Annotated in this window: 15 protein-coding genes; all 15 read right to left on the bottom strand. The window is 41.2% G+C overall.

Features of this window, described 5'->3' with window-relative positions; translation table 11 throughout:
* Positions 1-34 precede the first annotated feature (34 nt).
* The 15 genes from A4245_RS02225 to A4245_RS02160 all read right to left on the bottom strand — a co-directional run bounded on the left by A4245_RS02225 (position 35) and on the right by A4245_RS02160 (position 19,134).
* Entirely contained in the window at positions 35-1,018 is a 984-nt protein-coding gene (locus tag A4245_RS02225; protein ID WP_067725315.1) for a tRNA dihydrouridine synthase, read from the bottom strand.
* 301 nt (positions 1,019-1,319) lie between these two features.
* Positions 1,320-2,699, bottom strand: coding sequence for a 23S rRNA (uracil(1939)-C(5))-methyltransferase RlmD (gene rlmD, locus A4245_RS02220; protein WP_067725261.1), 1,380 nt, complete (start codon positions 2,697-2,699; stop codon positions 1,320-1,322).
* Positions 2,700-2,878: 179 nt separating this feature from the next.
* Positions 2,879-3,787: a diacylglycerol kinase gene (locus A4245_RS02215; protein WP_067725259.1), complete on the bottom strand. Its 909-nt coding sequence runs from the start codon at positions 3,785-3,787 to the stop codon at positions 2,879-2,881.
* Positions 3,788-3,941: 154 nt separating this feature from the next.
* Positions 3,942-5,372, bottom strand: coding sequence for an Asp-tRNA(Asn)/Glu-tRNA(Gln) amidotransferase subunit GatB (gene gatB / locus A4245_RS02210; RefSeq protein ID WP_067725257.1), 1,431 nt, complete (start codon positions 5,370-5,372; stop codon positions 3,942-3,944).
* Positions 5,372-6,838 carry an Asp-tRNA(Asn)/Glu-tRNA(Gln) amidotransferase subunit GatA gene (gatA, locus tag A4245_RS02205; RefSeq protein WP_067725255.1) on the bottom strand — a complete coding sequence of 489 codons (1,467 nt, stop codon included), beginning with the start codon at positions 6,836-6,838 and terminating at the stop codon, positions 5,372-5,374. The genes gatB and gatA overlap by 1 nt, the downstream gene beginning before the upstream one ends.
* 83 nt (positions 6,839-6,921) lie before the next feature.
* Positions 6,922-7,218 (bottom strand): Asp-tRNA(Asn)/Glu-tRNA(Gln) amidotransferase subunit GatC, encoded by a 297-nt coding sequence (gatC, locus tag A4245_RS02200; RefSeq protein WP_067725252.1) that lies wholly within the window; start codon positions 7,216-7,218, stop codon positions 6,922-6,924.
* Positions 7,219-7,398: 180 nt separating this feature from the next.
* On the bottom strand, positions 7,399-8,922 hold the full coding sequence (gene putP, locus A4245_RS02195; protein ID WP_067725250.1) for a sodium/proline symporter PutP: 1,524 nt from the start codon (positions 8,920-8,922) through the stop codon (positions 7,399-7,401).
* Positions 8,923-9,457: 535 nt separating this feature from the next.
* Positions 9,458-9,601: a hypothetical protein gene (locus A4245_RS19990; protein ID WP_157087638.1), complete on the bottom strand. Its 144-nt coding sequence runs from the start codon at positions 9,599-9,601 to the stop codon at positions 9,458-9,460.
* Between the two features lie 25 nt (positions 9,602-9,626).
* Positions 9,627-10,904 carry a helix-turn-helix domain-containing protein gene (locus A4245_RS02190; protein ID WP_324609836.1) on the bottom strand — a complete coding sequence of 426 codons (1,278 nt, stop codon included), beginning with the start codon at positions 10,902-10,904 and terminating at the stop codon, positions 9,627-9,629.
* Between the two features lie 446 nt (positions 10,905-11,350).
* Positions 11,351-12,454: a CamS family sex pheromone protein gene (locus A4245_RS02185; protein ID WP_067725246.1), complete on the bottom strand. Its 1,104-nt coding sequence runs from the start codon at positions 12,452-12,454 to the stop codon at positions 11,351-11,353.
* A gap of 12 nt (positions 12,455-12,466) precedes the next feature.
* Entirely contained in the window at positions 12,467-14,470 is a 2,004-nt protein-coding gene (gene ligA / locus A4245_RS02180; RefSeq protein ID WP_067725244.1) for an NAD-dependent DNA ligase LigA, read from the bottom strand.
* Between the two features lie 15 nt (positions 14,471-14,485).
* Positions 14,486-16,705, bottom strand: a complete 2,220-nt coding sequence (gene pcrA / locus A4245_RS02175; protein WP_067725242.1) for a DNA helicase PcrA — start codon at positions 16,703-16,705, stop codon at positions 14,486-14,488.
* Between the two features lie 19 nt (positions 16,706-16,724).
* Entirely contained in the window at positions 16,725-17,408 is a 684-nt protein-coding gene (gene pcrB / locus A4245_RS02170) for a heptaprenylglyceryl phosphate synthase (RefSeq protein ID WP_067725240.1), read from the bottom strand.
* A 338-nt stretch (positions 17,409-17,746) separates the two neighbouring features.
* Positions 17,747-18,043 carry a YerC/YecD family TrpR-related protein gene (locus tag A4245_RS02165; protein ID WP_067725238.1) on the bottom strand — a complete coding sequence of 99 codons (297 nt, stop codon included), beginning with the start codon at positions 18,041-18,043 and terminating at the stop codon, positions 17,747-17,749.
* Between the two features lie 23 nt (positions 18,044-18,066).
* The gene (locus tag A4245_RS02160; protein WP_067725236.1) at positions 18,067-19,134 is read right to left on the bottom strand and encodes a DUF3048 domain-containing protein; all 1,068 of its coding nucleotides are present in this window, start codon (positions 19,132-19,134) and stop codon (positions 18,067-18,069) included.
* Positions 19,135-19,178 lie beyond the last annotated feature (44 nt).

Raw genomic sequence — 19,178 nt, 5'->3', positions numbered from 1 at the left:
CTGTGATTTCACCTTGCATTGAATTGGGAAGCTTCTACTGTCCCCCCGCCACGTCAACATTCTTTCGCTCAAAGTTATCAAGCAATGCACGCACTTCATCTGTTGACTCTGTACTCATCAACTGATTTCTTAACTCACCCGCTCCTCGAATCCCACGGACATATATCTTAAAGAAGCGACGCAAGGGCCTGAACGGACGGGCTTCTAATTTCGAATATTTATCAAAGAGATCCAAATGCAACCTTAAGAGATCAAGCAATTCTTGACTACTATGATCTTTCGTCTCCTTTTCAAAGGCAAATGGATTCTTAAAAATGCCACGCCCAATCATAATCCCGTCCACACCGTATTGATGAGCGAGCTGTAAGCCGGTTTGACGGTCAGGGATATCTCCATTAATCGTCAAAAGAGTATTTGGTGCCACCTGGTCACGAAGTTTCTTTATCTCCGGAATCAGTTCCCAATGAGCATCTACTTTACTCATTTCCTTTTTTGTACGAAGATGAATGGAAAGATTCGCAATATCCTGTTTTAATATGTGCGTTAACCAGTCGTGCCATTCGTCTACGTTCGTGTAACCAAGTCTTGTCTTCACACTTACGGGCAACCCTCCCGCTTTCGCTGCTTCTATTAGCTCTGCTGCTACTTCCGGACGGCGGATCAGACCGCACCCTTTCCCTTTCCCTGCCACATTAGGGACTGGACAGCCCATATTGATATCGACACCTCGAAATCCAAGCTCGGCCATACCAATACTCATTTGCCGAAAGTGTTCAGGCTGATCTCCCCATATATGGGCTACCATTGGTTGTTCATCCTCTGTAAAAGTCAAGCGCCCACGCACACTTTCTTTCCCCTCTGGGTGACAATAACTTACAGAGTTTGTAAACTCGGTAAAAAACACATCAGGTCTGCCAGCTTCACTCACCACATGGCGGAAAACAACGTCTGTCACATCTTCCATCGGTGCCAATACAAAAAATGGCCTTGGTAAATCACGCCAAAAATTATCTATCATATTCAATCCAAATCCTCTCATTATGTTACCTGGTCAAAACCTAGTCTCAAAATTAATAAGCAAAGATATCTTTGCATCTTTTACTTATACCATGCTTAAGCACTTTTTATCAATCTATATTTATTTTAATCATTATACACTTTAATATTTACAAGTATTGAAGGGGACATGGAAAATCCCGGGTTTCAATTGATAAGAACCGGGAAATTATAGGATCCAACCCAGAAAATCGAAAATGTTTATTTTTACGAAAATCAGGGTTGGAATCGGAAATGTTTATTATGTTTGCGGGATGTTTAAATTAACTAGACACCCGCTTCTCCAGCCACGCTACAGCTTCAACATGAGGTGTCTGGGGAAACATATCAACAGGCTGGACTTCTTTTGTCTCATAACCGCCATCTTCAAGAATCCGGAGATCACGGGCCAATGTTGATGGATTGCAGGACACGTATACAATTCGCTTCGGCTCCATATCAAGCATTGCCTGCAGAAAGTCTGCGTCACAGCCTTTGCGTGGTGGATCGACGACAATAACATCTGGATCAAAACCGTTTTTCTTCCATTCCGGCATTACGCTTTCCGCTTCGCCCACAAAGAATTCGGCATTGTCTATAGCATTTAGCTTCGCATTGTTTTTGGCGTCATTGATTGCCTCTGGGACTACTTCTATTCCATATACTTTTTTCGCCTTTTGAGCAAGGAACAATGAAATGGTACCAATACCGCAGTAAGCGTCAATAACGGTATCATCGCTGCCAATTTTGGCATATTCCAATGCCTTGTCATAAAGTATCTTTGTCTGACCAGGATTTACCTGGAAAAAGGATTTTGCCGAGATTGCAAATGTGATGTCACCGATTTTGTCATATATATATTCTTCGCCCCAGAGTACTTTTGTCTTGTTTCCTAAAATGACACTTGTACGCTGATCATTGATATTTTGGATGATTGACTTGATTTGCGGGAATTGCTCTGTCAGTTCTTTGATAATTAATTCTTTACCAGGTAGCTTATTAGATCGTGTAATCAATACAACCATTGCTTCGTTCGTCGCATAGCCTGTCCGCACCATAATATGACGCAATTCGCCACTGTGCTTTTCCTCGTTATATGCTTTGACGCCGAGGCGATTTGCAATCTCTCTGGTTGTTTTCACAATTTCATTGATAGTTTCATCCTGAATGCTGCAGGTGTCCATATTTTCGAGAATTCGGTGGCTGCGTTTTTGATAGAACCCAACAATGAGTTCTCCGTTCTTTTCCCCGACAGGAATCTGTACTTTATTACGGTAATTCAGTGGATTCTCCATTCCGATTATTGGATGTACTGGGACATGATCAAGATGTGCAACCTTTTTCATCACGTTTCTCACTTGATTTTCTTTCATTTCCAGCTGCAGCTTGTAGCTCATATGCTGAAGCTGACACCCGCCGCAGTGGACATGGCAGGAAGCTGTGACACGTTCAGGACTTTCGGTTTTGAGCTCAAGCAATTTGCCGAAGCCAAAATTTTTATTTGCTTTAACTACTTTAACAATCGCTTCTTCACCGGGTAAGCCGTTTGGTACAAATAATGGATAGCCATCAATTTTCGCAACGCCATTTCCTTCGTGGGTCAAGTCCTCGAAGGTGAATGTTAATGTATCGTTTTTATTTACTGGAGCTGTATGTTTAGCCATTTGTATATCTTCCTTTTACGTACAAGTTTATGTGGTACCTATCTTACCATATTTTCTCCGGGAAGTTGATAAATTACCCGCTTGGATCCCATTCGACAAATTTCGGGTGGTGCCTGGCACTGTTCGGTTTTTGACAAAATTCGGGGAGTGACAGGCACCAAAAAAGGAAGACCTCTTACTCAGTCTTCCTCTGTCTCGATGAACGCTTCGGGGACACAAAACTCGATATGGCGCTGGAGGTTTGTGAATTTGCCTGGCAGCAGGCCACCGTATTCTCCGTCGATATTCAACTGCATCTTTTCATCGTTGTGTACTGTTATATTTCTTGCCTGTGTGTAGATGATATTCTTGCTTTTTAAATGCTCCCCTCTAACAGCGAGGGTTGCTATTTGGATGAATTCTGCAAGGTTGATTTTGCGTAAAATCAGCAAATCAAAATATCCATCATTCATTTTTGCGTCAGGAGCAAGTTTTTCGAAACCGCCTACTGAATTTGTGTTGGAAACCAGAAACAGCATGATGTCCTCTTCCATTACCTGCCCATCATACTCAATCTTAACTCTGGTAGGCTTCAGGGATGGGAGCATCTCAATTCCCTTCATATAATACGCCAGCTGTCCAAGCATTGTTTTCAGCTTACTTGGTACATCATAGGTTAACTCGGTCAATTTTCCACCACCGGCAATATTTATAAAGTAGTGGTCATTCACTTTACCAATATCAAGGAACATTGATTTCCCGGAGACAATAATATCAACTGCGCTCTTTATATCTCTTGGAATATGTAATGCCCTGGCAAAGTCATTTGTTGTCCCAGATGGAATGATCCCAAGCTTCGGTCGACCTTCCCGTTCTGCGAGCCCATTTATAACCTCGTTGATTGTCCCGTCTCCACCAGCTGCCACCACTAGATCATAGCCACGTTCCACAGCGATTTTTGCTGCTTTAATGCCGTCGCCTTCACAGGTGGTTGCATGTGCAGAGGTTTCATACCCAGCTACTTCCAACCTTTCCAGAATACCAGGCAGTGCTCGTTTTATTGCTTCGCGCCCAGATGTTGGGTTATATATTATTCGGGCCTTTTTCATTTTATTTCCTCCCCCAAATATAATGAAGGGTTACTTTGATGTTAATTTTTCTTAATGTCTATCCATATCATAGACCTTTTCCATCGATTTGAAAAGTTTGAGACTGACATATTTGAGGCTGCCATTCCAAGAAATGGCAGCCTAGAAAAATGATTTATCTTTTTTCCAATTCTTCTGCAAGGATTTTGTTTACCAATGGCGGGTTTGCCTGGCCTTTTGTTGCCTTCATGATTTGACCAACGAGAAATCCTTTGGCCTTCCCTTTCCCACTTTTGAAATCGATGATAGATTGCTCGTTTTCATCAAGAATTTTATTGACGATTTCTTTCAGCTGTTCAGGGTCCGAAATTTGGACAAGACCTTGATCTTTTACAATCTGTTCCGGATCGCCACCTTTTTCAACCAGCTCTGCGAATACTTTCTTCGCAATCTTGGATGAAATGGTTCCATCTTCAATCAGCTTAATCATCTTAGCCAATGCGTCCGGTGTAATAGCCAATTCCTGCAGTTCTTTGTAATGCTTATTCATGTATGCAGAGACTTCGCCCATCAACCAGTTGGAAACCTGTTTGATATCTCCTCCGTGCTCAACGGCTTCCTCAAAGAAATCAGACATTTGCTTGGATGCTGTCAGTACATCTGCATCGTATTCCGATAATCCAAGCTCGGAAACATAACGCTCTCTTCGGGCATCCGGAAGCTCTGGAATTTCACTGCGTACACGCTCTTTCCATTCTTCATCAATATATAATGGAACAAGATCTGGCTCAAGGAAATAACGATAGTCATCAGAACCTTCTTTGACACGCATTAGAATGGTTTCTTTTGTTTTCTCATCGTAACGGCGTGTTTCTTGTAAGATTTCTCCACCTGAAAGCAATACCTTTTCCTGACGTTTCTCTTCGAACTCAAGACCTTTTTGTACAAAGGAGAAGGAGTTCAGGTTTTTCAATTCTGCTTTTGTACCGAACGCTTCCTGTCCAATCGGTCTTAACGATATGTTGGCATCACATCTTAGTGAACCTTCCTGCATTTTCACATCGGAAACACCAGTATACTGAATGATGTTTTTCAGTTTTTCCAAATAGGCATATGCTTCTTCTGGTGAGCGCATATCCGGCTCAGATACGATTTCGATCAATGGTGTCCCTTGGCGGTTAAAATCGACATAGGAATAACCGTCTTCGCCATGTGTCAGTTTACCTGCGTCTTCCTCCAAATGAAGGCGGGTAATGCCAATTTTCTTTTTCTTGCCATTGACTTCGATTTCAATCCAGCCATGTTCACCGATCGGCTTGTCAAATTGTGAAATCTGATATGCTTTCGGGTTATCCGGATAGAAATAGTTTTTACGGTCAAATTTCGTGTCAGTTGCAACTTCACAGTTTAGTGCCATTGCAGCTTTCATAGCGAAGTTCACCGCCTCTTCATTCAATACCGGCAATGTTCCTGGGTACCCAAGATCAATCGGGTTTACATTTGTATTTGGGTTTGAACCAAATTCATTGATGCTTGGGCTGAAAATTTTAGAATTCGTTTTTAATTCTACGTGAACCTCTAGTCCAATAATCGTTTCAAAATTCATTAGTTGGCACCTCCAAGCTGAGGTCGTTTTTTATGATGGTCTGTTGCCTGCTCAAATGCATGTGCAGTACGGTAAACTGTGCTTTCGTCAAAATACTTTCCGATAATCTGCAAGCCGATCGGGAGACCTTTTTCAGATAATCCACATGGAATGGAGATTCCCGGTACACCTGCAAGATTGACAGGGATTGTCAAAATATCATTTGCATACATCGTTAAAGGATCATCGGTTTTCTCGCCTACTTTAAACGCTGGAGTAGGTGTAGTAGGTCCGATGATTACATCATAGTCTTCAAAGATTTTATCGAAATCATTTTTGATCAATGTACGCACTTTTTGCGCCTTTTTGTAATACGCATCATAGTAACCGGAGCTCAATGCAAATGTTCCAAGCATAATTCGGCGTTTTACCTCTGGACCGAATCCTTGGCTGCGGGATTTTTTGAACATATCAATCATGTTTTCGGCATTTTCACTGCGCACACCATAGCGGACACCGTCAAAACGGGCCAGGTTGGCAGAAGCTTCGGATGATGACAATAAGTAATAGGTTGCTACAGCATATTTGGAATGCGGAAGGGATACTTCTTCCCATGTAGCGCCAAGTGATTCATATACTTTTAATGCTTCAAGCACAGATTCCCTTACTTCCGGTGCTACACCTTCTGCTAAGTATTCTTTCGGAACGGCGATTTTCAGGCCGCTTACATCGTTTGTAAGTGCCTCTGTATATTTTGGCACATCTACATTTGCACTTGTCGAGTCCATTTCATCATGCCCGGAAATTACTTCAAGCACACGTGCATTGTCCTCTACGGAGCGAGTGATCGGTCCGATTTGATCCAATGATGAAGCAAATGCAACAAGACCGAAACGGGATACACGGCCATATGTAGGCTTCATGCCTACTACGCCACAAAATGCTGCAGGCTGGCGGATTGATCCACCAGTATCAGAGCCTAGTGAGAATAGTACCTCTCCGGCTGCCACTGCTGCTGCGGAACCTCCACTGGAGCCCCCAGGGACGTGGTCCGTGTTCCATGGATTTCTTGTCGGGTTATAGCTGGAATTTTCGTTGGAAGACCCCATTGCGAATTCATCCATATTCAGTTTCCCAATGTTTATGATCTTTTCTTTATCGAGCTTTTGAACAACGGTCGCATCGTATAATGGATCGGTAAAGTTATCTAGAAATTGACTTGCACAAGTAGTACGCAAGCCTTTCGTCATAATATTATCTTTGATTCCGCCCGGCATGCCAAACAGACTTGCCGATTGGTTCTGAGCTTCGTCCAGTTCTTTGGCTTTTTCTCGTGCATTTTCTTCATCCAACGTTAAAAAAGCATGAACCTGGCTATCTACTTCATGAATCCTTTTATAGGACTCGTCCACCAGATCCTGCACCGTAATTTCTTTATTATGTAGCTTTTCTTCCAATTCTTTAATCGTATGGTCAAATAATGGCATCTATGTGACCCTCCCTCTTCTTAGTTAACTTGGCATATGTATGCATTTTCGGCAAATGCCTTCTGCAGATAGAAGTTACATGCTTAGCTATCTGCCAATATCGATGGAACACGGAACTGACCGTCCTTTTGATCAGGTGCATTTTTCAGTGCATCCTCTTGTGTGATCCACTCTTTTGGCTGATCTTTGCGCATAACATTTTTCAGGTCAAGTACATGTGTAGTTGGCTCGACACCATCAGTATCCAATTCATTCAGCTGTTCAGCGTAATCGATGATCGAGCTTAATTCTTTTGCCATCTTTTCGACTGCTTCATCTGTAACAGCAAGCCTTGCCAGATGTGCCACGTGTTTCACTTGCTCTTTTGATATATCTGCCATTAGGTTATACCTCCATATCGAAGTTTTATATAGGTTACTTCATTTTCTCATTTCACTATTATAACACTATTGATAATAGCAGAGATAGTCACTTATAGGCAAATCATGTCATAAGAATCCCAAATTTTGACTAAGTAAAGCAAAAAACCACCTCTATTACTAATAGAAGTGGTTCTTTGATTATCTTTCTTTAGTGATTTCGACTGCTTGATTAAACTCTGCTTCAACTTCTGGAGCAGGTTTGCCCAAGAGACTGACAATAATGGTAACGATAAGACTAAGGATGAACCCAGGAAGCAATTCATACAGATCAAAAATCCCGCCTTCAAGCATATCTCCCCAGATAATGACTGTAAGAGCACCAACAAGTATACCTGCAAGCGCACCATTTCTCGTTACTCCTTTCCAGAATAGGGAAAGGATGATTAATGGTCCAAACGCTGCACCAAAACCTGCCCAAGCGTAACTTACAAGATCAAGTACTGAGCTCTCTGGATTCATTGCGATAATAACAGCAATTAATGCAATTACTACTGTAGCAATTCGTCCGACCCAAACAAGCTCTTTGCCTGAAGCCTTTTTACGGAAAATCGCTTTATAGAAATCTTCCGCTACAGCTGAAGATGATACAAGCAACTGAGAGTCAATTGTACTCATGATAGCTGAAAGGATTGCCGCTAATAGAATTCCGGCAATTACCGGGTGGAATAATAACTGTGAAAATGCGATAAATATTTTTTCAGGGTCAGCCAGCATTTGGATTCCGTTTTCAGTTCCAACTTGAATTCCGAAACTGCTTAATACTGACACATCTTGTGTGCTGATAAATGCCAAACCGATAAACCCGGTAAAGATTGCACCATATAAACCTAGTACCATCCATGCAGTACCATAAAAGCGAGCTTTAGGTACATCTTTCGCTGAACGTAACGCCATAAATCTTACCAGGATATGTGGTTGGCCAAAATAGCCAAGTCCCCATGCCATCGATGAAAGAATGGCAATTATACTTACACCTTGTACCATATTCAGGTGAGTTGGATCAATTTCTCCCACAGCTTGTACTGCTGCGTCCCAACCTCCCATTTCATTTAAAGCTACAATCGGTACAACAATCAATGCAAGGAACATCAGTATCCCTTGAATGAAATCAGTCCAAGCTACAGCAAGGAAACCTCCGAGTAATGTGTACCCTACTACGACAATAGCTCCAATCCACAATGCGGATTCATAGGAAAGACCAAAAGATGCTTCAAAGAGTTTCGCTCCCGCTACCATCCCTGAAGAAGTGTAGAATGTAAAGAACAGTAAGATTACTAACGCAGATAAAACGCGGAGAATATGTGACTTATCTTTAAAACGGTTTTCGAGAAAATCCGGAAGTGTGATGGCATTATCCGATACCTCTGTATAGACGCGCAAACGTTTTGCGATGAATTGCCAGTTCAGATAGGCACCAATCGCTAGTCCTATTGCCATCCAGGCCTCTGCCATCCCCGTTGCATATACCGCACCAGGCAAACCAAGCAAGAGCCATCCACTCATATCCGAAGCACCGGCACTCAATGCCGCTACACCAGGCCCCAGATTTCTGCCTCCTAGAACATAATCCGATAAATTATTAGTTCGGTAATACATAACTAAACCAATTACAAGCATTCCAAGTAAATATACGATAAAAGTAATTAATGTTGTAAGACTCACTCTTTATTTTCTCCTCTCTGTAAACAATGTAATGATGGATAATAATAATACGATCGGCATTGGTACAAATAACCAAAACCAAGTTACTCCCCTAATTGCATATTCCATCCTTTCTACCTCCCATGATTTAAATTCTTTTTCTATTTTTATTTGACTTCTCCGCGAGTGGGACCCAACTATGATTTCACAGATTAGGATTAATTTCAAGCGGAGAAAGTTGATATACCGCTATTTACAAGCTTTTTCACAATTATAATTTGGGTATATTCAGCCATATATTTTTATAAAATTGGATATAGCGACATTATACGGATAGAAGTCGCAGATAACATAAAATGCTACAATTTCATCCATATAACTGCTTTTACCTACACATTTAAAGTGAAAAAAATTTTTTTAAAAAAATATCCTGCAAAGCTTAATTTTCCCTAAAAATGCAAAAAAATACCTGAAACAGGTTCCACGCCGTTTCAGGTCAATCCATCATATAGTAATAGGGTAAAAAACAAATTGATTAAAAACTGATTATTACTGATTAGAATTGTACAGTAGTACTGCTTGTTCCGTAGATAGTTGGTTCTCTATCCATTGTTAAATCTGTTGCATTATTATCCTGTACGAATGCAAATCCACCAACCAATAGAGCAACTAATGATAGTCCTGCTAATAGCTTCTTCATTTTACTCCCCCCTTTCCAAGTGAAATTAAATATTAGAAATTTGCTCATAGGCAAAGTTAGCCTCTTTGTAATATTTCGCTGCATCCTTATATTTGAATAGCTTCTCATAATGTTTAGCTAATAATTCTGCATAAATCACTATGCTGGCATAATCCTTATGAAGTTTTAGGTAAGGGATAAATTCCTTGGCTACTAGAGTTTCAAACTTGTCAAATTTTTCGCTAAGTAAATAATTGTATGTGTAAATTACATAATAAAAAATTTTATAAGGCTCCATATCTTGAACTTCCTCAATCAATTTTAATCCATATTTGATACTATTTCGTGCCTCTTGGTAATTTTTAATATTATAGTATTCCCTTACCAATGAAGATACTGAAGCTAATCTTTCAACAATATCAACTTCACAATCAAATATTATTTCTTTATAATGCTTAATTGCTTCAACAGAATCTCCCTTTGTTGAATATAGATAGCCTAGATTTTGGTTGGTAAGCTGAATTAACTGTTTATTTTTGTCAAGTTTTCCAAGATGGAGTGCCAAGTTAAAGTTTTTGATTGCTTTATCATATAACTTTATTCTTCTATAGGAAATTCCCAGAACGTTATGACACTGTGCACATCGAATAAAGTTATATTGTTTCATGAATATATTTAAAGACTTATTAGCATAATCTATAGCTTCTAATGTATTTCTCAATTTACTTTGAGTGATTGCTATAATGTATTGAAGATCGGCAATTTCATTTTCTTCTATCTCTAGTCTGCTAATTCTTTCTTCAGCTAGCTTATAATAATACATTGCTTGGTTTTGATTTCCCGAAGAAGAGTTATAATTCCCTCTAAACTTAAACCAATAATACTGCTGTAAATTATCGAATGTACCTGAAATCTCACTCAGCTCATTGATCTTTTTCAGTGCCTCATCATATTCACCCAGAATCAGATAATACCTGATCTTATGAATCTCAAACATCATCAGGCTGTCAGAAAGGTTTTTATCCATCATTTCCTGGATTTCTTTATATGTTGCAATAACTTCATCTTTGTCACTAACCTCAAACAACATGCTGTACCATTGCTGGCATTTCTCTTTAATAGCTTCTTCCTGATTGTTGTCCACTTCAATACCTAGGCGATTACACAGTAATTGTATGATCTCTGGGCTTGCCTGGGTTTTTTGGTTTTCAATTTTTGATAAATAGGATACAGATACAATCCCTTCAGAAAGTTCACCTAAAGTCATTTCCTGTTTGGTACGCTGCAGTTTTATAAATGACCCTATCTCTATCAAAATACCCACCCTATCATCAAATTCAGAAATATTTTAATTAACCTCATTATATCATAGTTTCCAAGAATTCATATTGGGAAAATCATAGGGGTTAACCGTGTTTTAAGTCATAAAAAAGTTTCCTGTTTTCCTGATATAGGAAAACTCCTAGCGATTTTACGAATTTTCAAGCTGAAAAATGGTAAATTGGTAATATGATGTATATCACACCACCAAAGGCGGAATATTAAAATAATTAAAGCCGAATGAATGCCGCGTTAAACCAGACGGCATTCAATTCATCTTATAGTGCTTGTTCAAAAAGGGGATAATAATCACAAGCTGCTTGACTGTTTTAGCGTGAACAAACGACCACCTCGGAAAGTGTATTGCTTTTCCAAGGAACAAAGAAAGCAAGCATCCTGCGAAATTCAATCTATCCTTTTTACCGGCCTTTTTGAACAGCTCCTTATAATCTAATGGTATATGTGTACAGTAGGTGTCTCATCACCTGCATTACGGTAAATCAGGCTTTCCACCTTCTGACTCGAAGTGACATTGATTTCAAGATCATAGTAATTCGGGAACATCTCCTGAACGAGTCCATATGCATATTGGGTAAAACCAAGAACCTCAGCTTTTCCATAAAATTCTATCGGTATTTCAATGGTAAGTTTCTGGAGTTCTTCATCAATGTAAAACCCTTCGCCAATCAATCCAACGTAATTAGGAAAGAATTGTGCAATTTCGTTTCCGAAGCTGGAAACGATTTCCTGATCATCATAATATTTTTCTCTTCCTTCAGTGGATGGGAATAGAATATTTTCTTCATTCACAGATTGCCAATTCTCTACGGCACTGCTGCCGCCTGGAACGTTCGCTTTAGCGACAAAATTCCCTGGTACGGGAGAAGCCTGTTCTTCTTCCTGGTAGATGGCAACCATAATGGGTACTTCCATCATCCCATCCATTTGGCGGATTTCCTGGACAATCGTTTGGGCAATCTCATTTGCCTGGGAGAGCATTTCTTGTTCAGATATATTTTCATAATAATATGGCCCACCTGTTTCCGTCTGAAAACGATAAACAGATTTCATAGCAATCCCGAGGGACAGGCCTGCAAGTTCCACGGTTTGGTCTTCATTATGTCTCATGTAATTTTGTTCAAGGATGTGGGATAGATATCGAGGGTTTTCCCGATACGTATCTTCATCGGCTCCCTTCTCCACTACCGGGTTAAGCTCATCGATCCACGAGTATATTGTACTTGAATCTAAGTACTGTCCTTCCTGAAAATATAATTCGTTCGGGTCATATACTTCTTTGGACAATCTCCGGAGACCTTCTTCCATCTCGTCAATATCGACACGGTTGGCCATCTGGTTAACAATTACTCCCCTTGCCTGACTTGTTTTGTAAGGGAGGATCATTCGGTAGTTTTCATCAGATAATTGATAACTCGGAACAATCGACGTTTCCTGCTCCGTCGTATCATTTTGCAGAACTTCTTCATTTGAATCTTGTACACAGCCTGTTATAAAAAGGAGTGTACCTAATAATAACGCACTTATTTTTTTCAAGTGAAACACTCCTTACCCTTCCACAGCCTCTTTCAGTTGCTGTTCATTCCATATTTCTATATCCAGCTTTTGTGCCTTGTCATATTTGGAACCAGCATCTTCCCCGGCAATCAGAATGTCTGTTTTCTTGCTGACACTACCAGTAACGGTTCCCCCCATGGATTCAATCAGTTCTTTTGCTTCGTTTCGTGAAAAATCCTCCATTTTACCTGTCAATACAACTGTTTTTCCGGTAAAAATCGAATCACTTTCCATTTCCGCTTTTTTTGGACCCTTGTATTCCATGTTAATCTTCAGTTCGCGTAAGTCATTCAAAAGTTCCGTAACTTTGTCTTCAGAGAAATATTGTACAATCGAATCAGCCATTTTATCACCGATTTCATCAACTGCAATCAAATCATCAAAGGTCGCATGCTGCAGCTTATCCATTGTTTCAAATTTTATAGCAAGGGTTTTCGCCGCCTTCGCTCCAATAAAACGGATTCCAAGACCGAACAATAGCCTTTCAAGAGAATTTTCTTTCGATGCTTCAATTGCCTCAAGCAAATTCGTGACAGATTTATCGCCCATTCTTTCCAATTGCAGCAGTTCTTCACGTTCTAGACGATACAAATCTGCAATCGTATGGATGAGCTTTTCCTGGAAAAGCTGAATAATCACTTTTTCTCCCAATCCATCGATATTCATTGCATTTCGGGAAACAAAGTGAATAAGGCCTTCCATTAATTGTGCAGGACAGTTTGGATTGATGCAACGCAATGCCACCTCTTCTTCAAGTCTGACCAATTCACTGCCGCATGCAGGGCATTCGGTTGGCATATGGAATTCCTGTTCTTCACCTGTTCGCTTTTCCGTTACTGCACGCACCACTTTTGGAATAATGTCTCCAGCTTTCTTGATCACGACAGTGTCGCCGATTCGAATGTCCTGTTCACGGATCAAATCTTCATTATGAAGGGATGCCCGCTGGACAGTCGTTCCTGCCACTTTTACCGGATCAAGGATTGCAGTAGGTGTGATCACGCCGGTTCTGCCGACGCTTAACTCAATGTCCCTTAGTTTTGTAATTGCTTCCTCTGCAGGAAACTTATAGGCAATTGCCCAGCGGGGACTTTTTGCGGTAAATCCCAATTCTTTCTGTTGATCGAGATCGTCTACTTTGATGACTATCCCATCTATTTCGTAGGATAACTTAGGACGTTCCTCTGTCCAATAAGACACAAATTCGAGAACTTCCTCAATTGTCTCACATTTTTTCCATTCCGGATTTGTTTTAAAGCCAAGCTCTTTCAGCTTTTCAAGATGTCCACTATGGGTAGAAATCGTGCTGCCTTCCCATTCACCGACACCATACAGAAAGATATCTAGATTCCGCTTGGCAGCGATTTTTGGATCAAGCTGTCTTAATGATCCCGCTGCAGCGTTTCTAGGATTGGCAAATGGTTCTTCCTCATTCTTTTCTCTAGCTTCATTCAGCGCAAGGAAGGACTTGTGTGGCATATAAGCTTCACCGCGTACTTCCAGTGTACCTTGCTCTTTGATTGTTAATGGAATACTGCGGATTGTTTTAAGGTTATTGGTAATATCTTCGCCTGTTGTACCATCACCGCGTGTTGCCCCGCGGACAAACTTCCCATTTTCGTAGGTCAGGGAGATGGCAAGACCGTCAATCTTGAGTTCGCAAACGAATGTCACGGGCTCATCTGTTCCACTGCTTGCCCGTCTTGCGAAATCTCTAAGTTCCTGTTCATTGAAGGCATTTCCAAGACTCATCATCGGTACATTATGCTGTACCTTTTTAAATGCATCCAATGGCTCCCCACCAACGCGCTGGGTCGGTGAGTCGTCTGTGATGAGTTCTGGGAATTCCTGCTCCAACCGTTGAAGCTCCCGCAGTTTCTCATCATATTCTGCATCGGGGACAGTTGGCTGGTCCAGAACATGATATTCATACCCATATTGATTCAGTAGTTCTACTAATGCTTTTATTTGATTTTCTGCTTTTTGTTTATCCATTACCAAGGCAGCTCCCTATTCTTTCGTGATTGGCGCAAATTCAGCTAAGAGTCGTTTGATGCCGACAGGAGCCGGGAATGCGACATCCAATTCCATTTTATCCCCTTCACCCTGTACCTTAACAACCGTTCCAACACCCCATTTTTTATGGTTCGCCTTATCCCCCGCAGACCAATCCTTGCTTTCGGTGCCAGTTGTTTTATGCATACGTTCTGCCCTTCTCTTTATTGGGGCTGGTTTGTCTTTAGGCCGTTCAATCGACCTTCCGAACATGGAGTTTCTTGCCTGTTCAATACCATCTATCAGTTCTTCGGGAATTTCATTGATAAACCGGCTGATTGGATTCATGTTCGTTCTACCATAAAGTGTGCGCATCTTGGCATGGGTTAGATATAATTCCTTTTCCGCCCGGGTAATACCGACATATGCGAGGCGGCGTTCCTCTTCCATTTCTTCATCATCCATCATGGAACGGCTATGAGGGAAAACATTTTCCTCCATACCAATTAAAAAGACAACCGGAAACTCCAATCCCTTAGCTGCATGCAATGTCATTAAAGTAATTTTTTCCGCGTTTTCAGGATCTTCTTCATCAACACGGTCAATGTCTGCAATTAGAGCGAGATCTGTCAAAAATGCGATCAGTGTCTTGTCTTCGCTTGTTTCTTCAAAATCCTGTGTTACTGTCATAAACTCTTCCAGGTTTTCCAAACGGCTCTGTGCTTCGATTGATTTCTCATTTTTAAGCATTTCCTCATAGCCTGTCCGTTGCAGGACCGCTTCAACCATATCTGTCGCAGTAAGAAATTCCTGCTGCTGTGTTAATGTTTTAATTAAGTTACCGAACTCTGCCAGTGCATTAGCCGCTTTCCCAGAAACTCCCGTAAAATCGACCTCTTTCACTGCTTCATACATTGAAATATCATGCTGTGCTGCATGTGCACGAAGACGCTCCACAGAAGTCTTCCCAATCCCGCGTTTCGGTACATTGACGACACGCTCAAAGCTCAGATCGTCATCCGGATTCGTGATCAGCCGGAGATATGCAACCATATCCTTGATTTCTTTGCGGTCGTAGAATTTCTGTCCACCAACCATTTGGTAGGAAATACCGGATTTTAAAAAGGTATCCTCTATCGCACGGGATTGTGCGTTTGTACGGTATAAAATGGCTACGTCACCGGGGGTGTACCCTTCGTTTCTCATCAGTTCCTGTATCTTATCCGTCACATACAGGGCTTCTTCCTGTTCTGTCGCCCCCTGGAAGTAATTAATCTTTTTCCCGTCTGCATTTTCGGTCCAAAGATTTTTAGGCTTGCGCCCGGAGTTATTTCCAATTACTTTATTTGCAGCAGCAAGAATGGATTTCGTCGAACGATAATTTTGTTCGAGGAAGACCGTCCGTGCTTTCGGATAATCCTTTTCAAAAGATAGGATATTCGCTATATCTGCACCCCTCCAGCGATAGATCGACTGATCCGAGTCACCGACAACACATAGGTTCTGATAACGGCTTGCCAGCTGCTTGACAAGGAAATATTGCGCATGGTTCGTATCCTGATACTCATCAACGTGAATATACTGGAAACGCCGCTGGTAATATTCCAGCACCTCAGGCACTCGTTCAAACAGATGGATCGTCTGCATGATTAAATCGTCAAAATCGAGGGACTGATTTTTCCGCAGCATCTTTTGATAGCCTTCATAAACCTTTGCAACCTGTACATCATAAAAGTTACCAGCATTCTTGGTAAACTCCACATCGGTAATCAGCTCGTTTTTTGCCGCACTGATCTGCCCGAGCATGGCACGAGGGTCAAACTTTTTCGGGTCAATATTTAAATTTTTAAGCACCTGCTTCACAACAGACAGCTGATCACCACTGTCGAGAATGGTAAAACTGCTGTTGTAGCCGATCCGGTCGATATCCCTGCGCAAAATCCGCACACACATCGAGTGGAAGGTGGATACCCACATATTCTCTCCCTGTCGGCCGACAAGCCTGCTCACACGATCTTTCATCTCTCTCGCAGCCTTATTCGTAAATGTAATGGCAAGAATATTTCTTGGAGAAACTTCTTTTTCTCCCATCAAGTACGCGATACGATGTGTTAATACTCTTGTTTTTCCGCTCCCTGCCCCAGCCATGATCAATAGTGGGCCTTCTGTATGTCTGACAGCTTCCTGCTGCTCTTTATTCAATCCATTTATCATTTCGTCAATCGTCTGACTCATTATTACACCGTCCTCTGAATCATTTTACTGCTTTTACTGTTTTTAAAGCTCCTTTAATATCTGTATAAATACTGTTCCCAACGATCACCACATCCGCACGTTCTTTCATTTCTTTTGCCTGCTCGCTGTTCTCAATTCCGCCGCCATAAAAAAGCAGCGTATTTTCAAGGCTGTCCTTCACTTCCTGGACAAGTTCAGGATCGCCATATGTACCGCTATATTCCATATAAAAAATCGGAAGGTGAAATACATGCTCTGCCATATATGCGTAAGCTTTAACATCTTCTGCATCGGGAAGATAGCTGTTCGTATGTTTGAAAGCCTTGGCATCTTCATTTAATATGCAGTATCCTTCAAAAAAGATTTCACTGTATTCCATCATATCTATATATTCCTTTATTGCTTTATGCTGGATATCCATCATAAATTTCTTTTCCCTGGAGTTCAGCACCATCGGAATAAAGTAATAATCAAAACCTGGAGTGAGTGCTTCCTCATCCGAAACCTCCAGAATACATGGAACGGTGTGTCTGCGACGTATGCGTGACAGCAAATCAAGCACACCATCCAATGTAACATTATCTGTTCCGCCTACAATCACAGCATCTGTTCCAGATTCGCAAATCATATCCAAATGCTCATCCGATATATCTTTTGCCGGGTCGAGTTTAAATATATGTTTCCATTCGTTTATTGTTTTCAAAAGTTTAATCCTCCATCAACGTCATTCATTCGTTTATTATACCAAAAATATCTGGCGGAATTTAGGGATATGGTTAATCTTTTTTGGCAGGCAGGAAAGTTTAGTATTTCCTGCCTGCGTAATTGCAGTTTGATGATCTGTCGGCGATACGTGCGCAACTTATCGGCGGTTTTTTCTATTTATCGGCGACTTTACTGCATTTATCGGCGATAAGGCAGGTTTATCGGCGGATAGAGTGCATTTATCGGCGATTCCTTCCCATTTATCGGCGAAACTGGCATCCAGAGGTAATTTCACATAAAAATTAGAAACCGCCAACCCGGTTGGGCTTGCGGTTTCTATTTATTTCCATTTATTCTTCCCAATACCATCTGATACCCATCACTTCCATAATTAATACAGCGGCGGACACGGGAAATAGTGGCAGTGGATGCTTTTGTCTCTTGCTCTATTGCACTGTAGGTATTGCCTTCTGTCAGCATTTTCGCAACCTGTAACCGCTGCGAAATCGACTGAATCTCAGACATTGTCGCTATATCATCAAAGAAGCGGTAGCATTCTTCCCGGTCTTTTAATGATAGGATAGCATCGAACAGTTGATCCAGCTGCTCTCCGCGTAATTTATCGATTTGCACAGAAAACCCTCCTGATTGTTATACTAGTTTGAAAAAGTTACGGATTGCTGCATTCCAGGGTTTGTCGGTACAACATTGATCCATGTTTTCCCAGGAACAAAGCCAACAGTCTGGCCATCTTTCACTGGAACAATTCTTCCATCCCTGTTCTCCCATTGGACTTCCTGAGCCTGACCGTTTTGAATTAAATAGCCATTTCCACCTGTTTCAAAATCGATTGCTCTTCGTCCGACATCATCTATTACTTCATGGTGAGTTTCCACTATAAATATATTTTCTATTTTAACGGGGTCTTCTGAAGTAAGCTCAACTGTCCGTTCCCCATCACTGGATCTGAAGTAATTTCCATTCGTTTCGTCATAGGAATATTCCACAATCCATGAGGGGTTGTTGCTATAGACAATCTTGACATGCTCAGCCGCATCACCTGACAGATTCTGGACATCTTCATCCGTCAAAAATTCCATTGGTTCGTGGGAGACTTTGGTTTCATATCCTTTTCCACTTGCAACATCATAGGCCGCATCGAGAAGCAAATAGGAATTGTGGGGCGCTTTACGGAAGGACTCCCTTTTAAATAGATTACCATCATTATCATAGGTCGCGCCATCCAGATAGTTGATGCCGCGACTTTTGATCATGTCATTTACAAAACCTGCAGCTCCATGATACACATAAAGCGCATTATATCCATTTGCCAGTTCGAAATAATATTCTCTGGCACTTCTCACCGGCCCAACAACATCCGGCAACTCACTCTGGTAAAAAGCAAGCAATCGTGTAATCATACCCTCTGCTAGAATCTCAAACACAATATCAGCTTCAGACAATCCGGACTGTGGTCTGGCTGCTGAATGATTGTTTATCATAACACTTATGATACGATTATCAACTGTTTCATCTGTTCCAATACCTGTAAGCGGAAAAACATTTTCATTTTCTTTGACCACTTCATCAGTCTCCGTCACGGTTTTTCCACCATCACGGTCATTTTCTTTAGTTTCATTATCACTTGTGGATAGTTCATCTTTCGAACAGCCGACAAGTAAAACAACAAAAACTGCAAGTAACATCAAAAATAACTTTCTCATCCCAACACGCTTTCTCTTTTGTAGTGTATGTTCAAAAAGCAGTT

The organism is Oceanobacillus damuensis, assembly GCF_001618145.1.
Lineage (GTDB): Bacteria > Bacillota > Bacilli > Bacillales > Amphibacillaceae > Oceanobacillus > Oceanobacillus damuensis.
The sequence above is the reverse complement of the archived record's forward strand: the minus strand, read 5'-3'. Positions and strand labels throughout refer to the sequence as shown.